The following is a 7593-nucleotide window of genomic DNA, read 5'->3' as shown; positions in this document are numbered from 1 at the left end:
CTCTTAAGAAAAATAAACCTTCCATAAATTGCAATTTCGACTTTCCTCTAAATTATAACCTTATCCCGAATTGACGTGTTTAGGATAATTAATATTAGCAATACAACTAATTATTGACTTTAATTTGCCTGATTCTTGATATAACGGTAGTAAGATAGTATAAATAGGTAGGGAATCATTGGAATATAGATCACTAATTTTAAATATGGTATCTGGCGTAATTGCTGCTTGGTTAAATAGTATAATTTTTAAAATATTTTGTGAAAAATAGCAGATAATATTAATTATATGAAAAAGATGTTTAAAATTAAGTAATATGGCAAAATATATCAAAAAAAATATGATAATTGACTTAGTGTAATTGATGTTTTTTGCTATCATGTATAATGAGAGAAATTCAAGAAAATATTTGGATTTTATGATATTTAAATGACTGAAATTTCGTTCAAGTAATTGATAAAAATCATTCTTTCTAACCAATTTAATTTGCACGTTATAATGTATGGCTGATAACTTTCCTAAATAGGCTAGGTCATTTATAGCAAGCACCTCATTACTTTCATCATTTTCATAAATGAAATAACCATTTCTGACATATTGATCAATTTTTGAGTAATCATAAATCTTAACCTGAGATTCCTGGACACTTAATAGTGGCAATAGTTTATACTTATATAAAATTTCTATAATCATCTCATTATTAATAATCCCTTCTTCGATTATCGTGTTAAAAAAATCATTCTCAGCTAATTTGAGCTTAATATGAGATATTTGTAAATCAGTAACTAGCTGTTCTTTTGCTAGAATATCTAAAAATTCTATATTCAGGCTCCTTGTATATCCATCCATATTGAAAATATTACTCCCGATATTTTATAACGCTGTTTAATCAGGCTTTTATCCGAAAAATACCCTATTTGTGTTGTTATATTATTTTTCTTTAGATTACCAAACTTAATCTTTTTTGCAATTGAAAATTGCTTATATAAAGTTTTATTATAAATATTACCATAATTTCTTCTATTATAATATTTGGTAAAGCTCACTAACATAATGCCATTTTGAAATTCAATTCCCTTAGACATGGAAAAACTATAATGGCTTCTTTTGCCATATGGATTATTTAGGTTCTGCCCAAAACTCAAAATACCTTGAGCAAATACTGAAGTTTCACCTAAAATTGTCCGCATTTTTTTGGATATTGCTGATAACAATAATAATTCATAAGAAAATTGCTGCTCACACCCATCTTGAGTTATGTATATTCTTGGCTGAACTGAGACTACTCGATGAATATTTTGAAAAAGCTTAATTTTAAAAATATACCAATTTCTTTATTATTAGATAGGTAGTTCATATCATTACTTCCCTGAAATTTATTTTCTTTATAAAGCAATTGAATAGCTAAATTTTGGTTATTATTAATGCCATATTCGATAGTAAAAATTCTCATTAATTGATCTTGGTATGAAGATATTTCTTTTGAGCTACGTTCTAAAGATTGAAATTGGCAAAATAACTTATTATACAGAGCTGATGAATTGTTAACCAACTTGATACGTTCTCTTAAATGGGCTAGTTTACGCTGAATTTGTAAAAAGAAATCGGCTCTTATTTGCTTAATATTTTCAGAATTTTTATCGATAGTAGCAGTAGTAGCAAGATATCTATACCTACCTGAGTCGATTAACCAAGCTGATCCATAAACCTTATTTGCTATAGAAATTATAAATAATAATATAAAAATGATTGTTATTTTCACTTAAACAGCAACTAATAGTTTAAATTACTAAAATACAACTTATTATAAATTTAGTAAAATTAAATTTAAGTTAATAAACAGATATATTAGTAGATTTTTAACTAATTAAGTATATATCTAAGAAAAATTAATTTTATAGCATTTTAGTAATATACTTTTTCTACCATTGCGATATGATAAATCAACAAAATTATCGATTTATCAAAATTTTACAACTAATTGGAAATTCAATAATCTTTACAACAGATTTAATTTAAATTAATATAATCAAGGATTTAACGTTAATTTAATTGAAGCTTGTATATAATTTTTTTATAGTTTAATCTCTAAGTTATATAAATAATATTTAATAAAAGGTATAAAATGCTAGAAAACAGTTCAGAACAAGATAATTCAGATCAAGAAGATATATGGCGTAATGAATTAGGGGAAACATATGAGGAGCAAGAGGCTCGTTTAGATCGTGAAGAATCTATTAGAAAACGCAATGCTATTATATTCGTTTTTATTCCGATGTTAATTGGATTCCTAACATTTACTTATTTTTTCCTTAATTCCATAGAAGAAAAGAGCAAGTTGGCGAAACAACAACAATCAACTACCATCGATAGTAGTCAAGATACAAAGAAAGAAAACAATTAAATTATATTTAAAATCGGGAATAGTAATTATATTTAATTACATTCCCCTTTTTTCTTCGATTTATCAATTTATGTGCTATTTATACAACTCTGTGATAAAAATTAGCAATTAAAAATTTTTTATTTTATAGTCAATTCAGGGGAATTGGACACAACTGTTGAAAGTTAGAAGGTAAAGCGGGTTTTAGATAGGTTTTCTGTCATTGCGAGACCACGCAAGTAGGTCGTGGCAATCCATCTTTGGTTACTTTTATGGATTGCTTCGTCGACCTAAGGTCTTTCTCGCAATGACGTTGACCACATACGATTTTTAAACTATCCGGTCTAAAACCGCTTCCTCTTCTAACTTTCAACAGTTGTGGGAATTGGGTAGCAGGAGCGATGGAGCGACGCCTATAAGTAATAGACGAGTAACGATGTCACCAACTTCTCACCAATTGAACTACAGCAATTCTTTGTCTTTTGTCTTTTTCAAATTTTCTTCTTCTTTTTGCTTACCTTTAAATTTTGTTAAGAATTCATCTGTTATGTATATAAGAACCATACTAAAGCTAAGATGAGGAGCCTCTAATATTATAGTACAATCACTATCTGCAAATCTAATTTCTTTATCGCCTAACCTAGGGTTTTGGTTATAGGTAAGTTTGTATTTTTCTGAAAGCAACTGGTAAAACTCTGTGAATTTACTTTTATCTATTGTTAAGATTACTGCTTGAATAATATTATCGTCATTACATATTATTAGTAGCTTAGTAAGCCCCTCTAATTTAACATCCCCAACATTGAGATAATAATTATATCCCTCCCAATGGTTATTTTCTTTTTTGGTGATATGATATAATTTTTCTACGTCTGAGATAGTTGCTTTATTTAATTCAAGACCTAAAGGAGCCGGATTAGCATTAACATTTAAGTTGAAAATTAAAATAAATAATATGTATAATATCCTAGTGATCATAAAAGTTACCTTAGTGTCTATTAATTTATAACCATAATAATACAAACCAATTAGATTTTCAACTAATTATTTCATTTAATCAGCATAAAATATGCTAAAAACTAACTTTAAAAGTTGTTTTTTACCAAATTTTGGAGTTCTATTGCCAATAGAGACTTATTAAACTACTTGCTAATTACGGGATAAGAAGCTAATTTGATGTAAAATAGATACAATTTTTTGCAATTAGACTATAAAAATAATTATATTCAAAAATTCTGAATAAGTCTCAGTTGCAGTCAATTTAGTGTTTGATATAATCTATGCAACGAGATTAATAAATCTTGCTGGCATCTGGTATAATAAATACATTAATGTCTGATAATGTTAACAATCTATTTGGAGAGCTGATCATATGAATAAAGGAGAATTAGTAGCATTAATGGCTGAAGAAGTGGGTCATTCAAAAACTGATGCAGAAAAAGCCCTTACTTGGGTTGTAGGTAGTGTACTTAAAGCACTTAGTCGTGGTGAGGACGTTAATCTAGTGGGATTTGGTTCTTTTCACATACAAAGTAGAGCCGCACGTGAAGGTCGTAATCCAAAAACTGGCGAAAAAATGCATATTGCTGCTTATAAGCAACCAGTATTTAGAGCTGGTAAGAAAATGAAAGAAGCTTGTAATAACTCTTAAGTTGTTTTTCTTAGAGCTAGTTCGATTATATAGTTCTGTCTATTAGCGAGGAGTACGTAAGCTAACTAAACAATCCTGTTTTGTGCCATCCCTTTAAGGGTTGTCTCTCTGCAAGGTTGTCATCCCTGCGAAAGCAGGGATATAGATTCCCGCTTACGTGGGAATGACAATTTATGGATGACAACTTACAATTGCCATTAAAGCAATTCCTTGCTAATAGACGTTAATTTACTGTGGTTAAACGATAGGGGTTGCTTGCAATAATTATGATTTTTGCAGGAAATAGTATATCTTATTGCAAAAAAATGATGAGTATAATAAAATGATAGTAAGATATGATTTGTATAGAAGTGTACATAAATTCATTCGTAAGGAGCTATACCAGTTTGGAGGGAAGCTAGGCACAACAGATTTTCGAAAAATATTAGCTATAACTAGTATTAAAGATTCTTTTGATAACATTGTATTTGATCTAAAAATGCATGCACAAAAAGAAGAAAAATATTTTACCCCACTATTTGAAAAAAAACAATCAATCGTGCATAAGCAAGTTGAGCAAGCACATTTCAGCCAACAAAATGAGTTGGTGGTCTTTCAGGGGCTTTTTGAAACTGCGATAAAAACCGTGGATGATGAAGAGCGAGTTGTGCAGGGTCGCCATATCTGCTCCTCATATGATGAGTTTCTGTCTGACAATCTTCTGCATTTTTATCAAGAAGAAAACATATTAATGCCTGAATTATGGAAGCTTTATTCGGATAAAGAGCTGCAGCAGGTTACCATAGATAGTTATAAAGGTCTGCCTGAAGAGGTTTTATTAGATAGCTCGAGCTTCTTCCCGGTTTTAAATTTTTTTGAAAAACGCACTTATTTACAAGATATTAAAGAAGCTTGTTCACCTGAACTGTTTCTTGAAATTTGGAAGCGTTCATTAGTCTCAGAAGGCTGTTTCACTACTGATGAAAAATCTGCTTTTGCCATTGAGTTTGATTTACCCTTAAGTTTATTCGCAGCCCAAAAGAACCAAATATAGAATTACTTTAGTTATTGTCAGCAGTATCCTCTAGGTTCTTATATATTAAAGAAGAATATATGGAAAAATTGTTAGAATGGGAACGCCGAAGTAAGTTTTTCGATCTTGAATTCGAAGAAATTAAAAATTTATGTAAAAAGTTTTTAATTAGGGAAGATAAGTTTATTGTTACTAAAGCAAAACATGGGCTTGCGAATACAAATTATATTATTGAATTCGAGAATGGAGATAAATTTATATTACGCATTAATGTTCGAGATATAGAGTTAGGTAAAAAAGAATTTAAACTTTCACATTTACTCCATAATGAACCTTTAGTTCCAAAATTTCTTAGTTTTAATCCTATAAATGAAACAACAAACTATTTTTGCAGTTTTATAGAATATCGTGAAGGTAATTTATTATCAGATTTTTTAACTGATCCTTCGTTTTTAGACTCAATACTAGTAATATATAGTAAACTTGGTGAATTTTTAGGGAATTTGAACTCCTATAAGTTTCAAGAAAGTGGTTTACTCACTGCAAATTTATCAATCAGCAAAATTACTACCAAACATAATGAATATAATGTATTTATAAATTATATTTTAGATAAAATAACTAAGCCCAGAGTGAAAGATAAGTTAGGTAAACAACTTTCTGATAGTTTGAAAAATAAAATTATTTCATATGAGAAATTTTTTCCAAAGGAAGGTAATAATCAATTGGTGCATGGTGATTTTAAACCTTCTAATATTTTAGTTAAGAATGTCGATGGAACATTAATTTTATCAGGAATATTAGATTGGGAATTTGCTTATTCTGGTTCAGTATATGGTGATATTGCAACTTTATTTAGGTTTAAACATTTATTCGATAAACAGCTAAAAGAGAGTTTTGCTTCTGGATACTCAAAAGTATCAAAGTCACTAGATTCAGATTGGGAAAAAAAAGCAAAATTAGTTGATTTAGTAAATTTATGCGATTTGTTAGATTCTGAAGATGAAAGACCTAACATGTATAATAACATAACAGGGTTAATCGCTGATATAGTCAATTGATGAGAAGTTGGGGACGTCGTCGCTCGTCGCTCCTAGCCCCAAATTTTCCTGAATTGACTATAGTCAATTTCTCCTGAACTAACTATAATCCCTACTTTGGGTAGCTAAAAGATAAGCAATTGACAAGTGGAATAAATAGAATGATCAAAGAATATCTTGAGGATAGATTTAAACAAGGTCGGCTTTATAATAGTTGGTTGATTGACGTTGATGATACGGCAAAAGCTTTAGAAAATTTACTGATATTTATAGAAAGCAGTTTGTTTGCAGATAAAATTCAATTAAAAAATCATCCAGATTATCGGTTAGTAGCAAGGGATAATTCTGGTTCCGCTAATGTCAAAGACATATCTGTTGACCAAATTAGGGATTTACAGCAATTTTTTTATAAAACATCGTCAATATCTAAATATAGAGTAGCTGTTATCTATCAAGCCGATCTAATGAATCTTAATGCGGCAAATTCCTGCCTTAAACTTTTAGAAGATACCCCAAAGGATAGTTTTATTTTCTTAATTACCTCAAAAGCTGCTGGCATAATAAGCACTATAAGATCTAGATGTGCTAAAATTAATATAAAATCACAAAATCGCTTAGTGGGGAGTGAAATATATGTTAAATTCATTACATATATTGCTAATTGTTCAAACCCTGAAGTGAGGTTAAATATTATCGAAGAATTTACCAGTAAAAACAAAGAATTATGGGGGGATTTTGCTTATAGCATGCTATATCTAGTTAATAGGATTACTAAGAAATCGCTCAATATCAATATTGAATTTAATGAATTAGAGAATAAAATATTTAATCAATTACCTTCCAATTCACCTGATTGGTTGGTAACAAAATTTGCTAATGTTAAGCGAATAATAAATAATACTATAGATTATGACCTAGATTTAAGAGCTAGTACCATAGCATTAATAGAAGAACTAACTTAAATTAAATATATCCTTAGTTATTTTTGTGACAATATTCTTTTTAATACGACATGGTGAAACAGATTGGTCTTTAAATGAAAAACATCAATTAAAAGGTGAATATAGGGACTTGCCATGTTTAACGCCAAATGGGATTAGACAAGCCAATGAGCTATCTAAAAAAATCTGAGATTAGAAAATGCAGAACTAATTCTATCTTCTCCATATACTAGGGCGTTGCAAACCGCAGCAATTCTTTCAAAAAACATTAATTTAAACATCACTGTAGAATTTGACTTAAGAGAATGGCAACCAGACTTAAGGTTAGAAATTAGTAATCAACTACAGCTAAAAAGTGCAATAGATGATTATAAAAGAAATGATGGTATATACCCAGAAGGTATTCTTAAAACGTGGGAATCAAAAAGTTCTATAAAAGATAGAACAGAAGGTGTTTTAACAAAATATCTAAACTATAAGTATGTAATAGTATAGCACTTAACATAGAGGTTAATATAAGTTATAATGATAGATAATGAATAAATTTAATAATAGCAATATGGCGA

The 7593-nt window shown here is 29.2% G+C and carries 11 protein-coding genes; 7 read left to right on the top strand and 4 right to left on the bottom strand.

All coding sequences use genetic code 11. From position 1 onward, the window contains the following. Nucleotides 1-60: 60 nt before the first annotated feature. The 3 genes from RiCNE_RS04615 to RiCNE_RS04605 form a co-directional block, all read right to left on the bottom strand. The gene (locus RiCNE_RS04615; RefSeq protein ID WP_094649437.1) at nt 61-849 is read right to left on the bottom strand and encodes a hypothetical protein; all 789 of its coding nucleotides are present in this window, start codon (nt 847-849) and stop codon (nt 61-63) included. Continuing rightward, nucleotides 825-1190 carry a hypothetical protein gene (locus tag RiCNE_RS04610; RefSeq protein WP_094649436.1) on the bottom strand — a complete coding sequence of 122 codons (366 nt, stop codon included), beginning with the start codon at nt 1188-1190 and terminating at the stop codon, nt 825-827. Before RiCNE_RS04610 ends, RiCNE_RS04615 begins: the two co-directional genes overlap by 25 nt. Before the next feature lie 92 nt (nt 1191-1282). Next, nucleotides 1283-1762 carry a hypothetical protein gene (locus RiCNE_RS04605; RefSeq protein WP_094649435.1) on the bottom strand — a complete coding sequence of 160 codons (480 nt, stop codon included), beginning with the start codon at nt 1760-1762 and terminating at the stop codon, nt 1283-1285. 363 nt (nt 1763-2125) lie between these two features. Between RiCNE_RS04605 and RiCNE_RS04600 the strand changes: the two genes are divergently transcribed. Continuing rightward, complete coding sequence (locus tag RiCNE_RS04600; RefSeq protein WP_239832694.1) at nt 2126-2404, top strand: RC1041 family protein; 279 nt, start codon at nt 2126-2128, stop codon at nt 2402-2404. Nucleotides 2405-2845: 441 nt separating this feature from the next. Here RiCNE_RS04600 and RiCNE_RS04595 read toward each other — a convergent pair whose 3' ends face one another. Next, nucleotides 2846-3361, bottom strand: a complete 516-nt coding sequence (locus RiCNE_RS04595; protein WP_094649434.1) for a hypothetical protein — start codon at nt 3359-3361, stop codon at nt 2846-2848. Nucleotides 3362-3755: 394 nt separating this feature from the next. Here RiCNE_RS04595 and RiCNE_RS04590 point away from each other — a divergent pair, with 394 nt between their 5' ends. The 6 genes from RiCNE_RS04590 (at nt 3756) to RiCNE_RS04565 (ending at nt 7522) form a co-directional block, all read left to right on the top strand. Continuing rightward, complete coding sequence (locus RiCNE_RS04590) at nt 3756-4034, top strand: HU family DNA-binding protein (RefSeq protein ID WP_094649433.1); 279 nt, start codon at nt 3756-3758, stop codon at nt 4032-4034. A 295-nt stretch (nt 4035-4329) separates the two neighbouring features. Further along, nucleotides 4330-5067 (top strand): hemerythrin domain-containing protein, encoded by a 738-nt coding sequence (locus RiCNE_RS04585; protein WP_094649432.1) that lies wholly within the window; start codon nt 4330-4332, stop codon nt 5065-5067. Between the two features lie 59 nt (nt 5068-5126). Continuing rightward, nucleotides 5127-6107 (top strand): aminoglycoside phosphotransferase family protein, encoded by a 981-nt coding sequence (locus tag RiCNE_RS04580; protein WP_094649431.1) that lies wholly within the window; start codon nt 5127-5129, stop codon nt 6105-6107. A gap of 140 nt (nt 6108-6247) precedes the next feature. Continuing rightward, entirely contained in the window at nt 6248-7048 is an 801-nt protein-coding gene (locus tag RiCNE_RS04575; protein ID WP_094649430.1) for a DNA polymerase III subunit delta', read from the top strand. 25 nt (nt 7049-7073) lie between these two features. After that, nucleotides 7074-7217, top strand: coding sequence for a histidine phosphatase family protein (locus RiCNE_RS08300; RefSeq protein WP_157905681.1), 144 nt, complete (start codon nt 7074-7076; stop codon nt 7215-7217). A gap of 47 nt (nt 7218-7264) precedes the next feature. Then, a complete protein-coding gene (locus RiCNE_RS04565; RefSeq protein WP_338050555.1) occupies nt 7265-7522 on the top strand; it encodes a hypothetical protein in 258 nt (85 codons plus the stop codon). The last annotated feature ends 71 nt before the right edge of the window (nt 7523-7593 follow it).

Source organism: Rickettsia endosymbiont of Culicoides newsteadi, from assembly GCF_002259525.1.
Classification (GTDB): Bacteria; Pseudomonadota; Alphaproteobacteria; order Rickettsiales; family Rickettsiaceae; genus Tisiphia.
This window is presented reverse-complemented; position numbering and strand designations above follow the sequence as displayed.

Coding starts and splice junctions, on each gene's coding strand:
- RiCNE_RS04610 (WP_094649436.1), bottom strand. CDS start 1,190: ATGCGGACAATTTTAGGTGAAACTTCAGTATTTGCTCAAGGTATTTTG.
- RiCNE_RS04590 (WP_094649433.1), top strand. CDS start 3,756: ATGAATAAAGGAGAATTAGTAGCATTAATGGCTGAAGAAGTGGGTCAT.
- RiCNE_RS04575 (WP_094649430.1), top strand. CDS start 6,248: ATGATCAAAGAATATCTTGAGGATAGATTTAAACAAGGTCGGCTTTAT.
- RiCNE_RS04600 (WP_239832694.1), top strand. CDS start 2,126: ATGCTAGAAAACAGTTCAGAACAAGATAATTCAGATCAAGAAGATATA.
- RiCNE_RS04595 (WP_094649434.1), bottom strand. CDS start 3,361: ATGATCACTAGGATATTATACATATTATTTATTTTAATTTTCAACTTA.
- RiCNE_RS04615 (WP_094649437.1), bottom strand. CDS start 849: ATGGATGGATATACAAGGAGCCTGAATATAGAATTTTTAGATATTCTA.
- RiCNE_RS04580 (WP_094649431.1), top strand. CDS start 5,127: ATGGAAAAATTGTTAGAATGGGAACGCCGAAGTAAGTTTTTCGATCTT.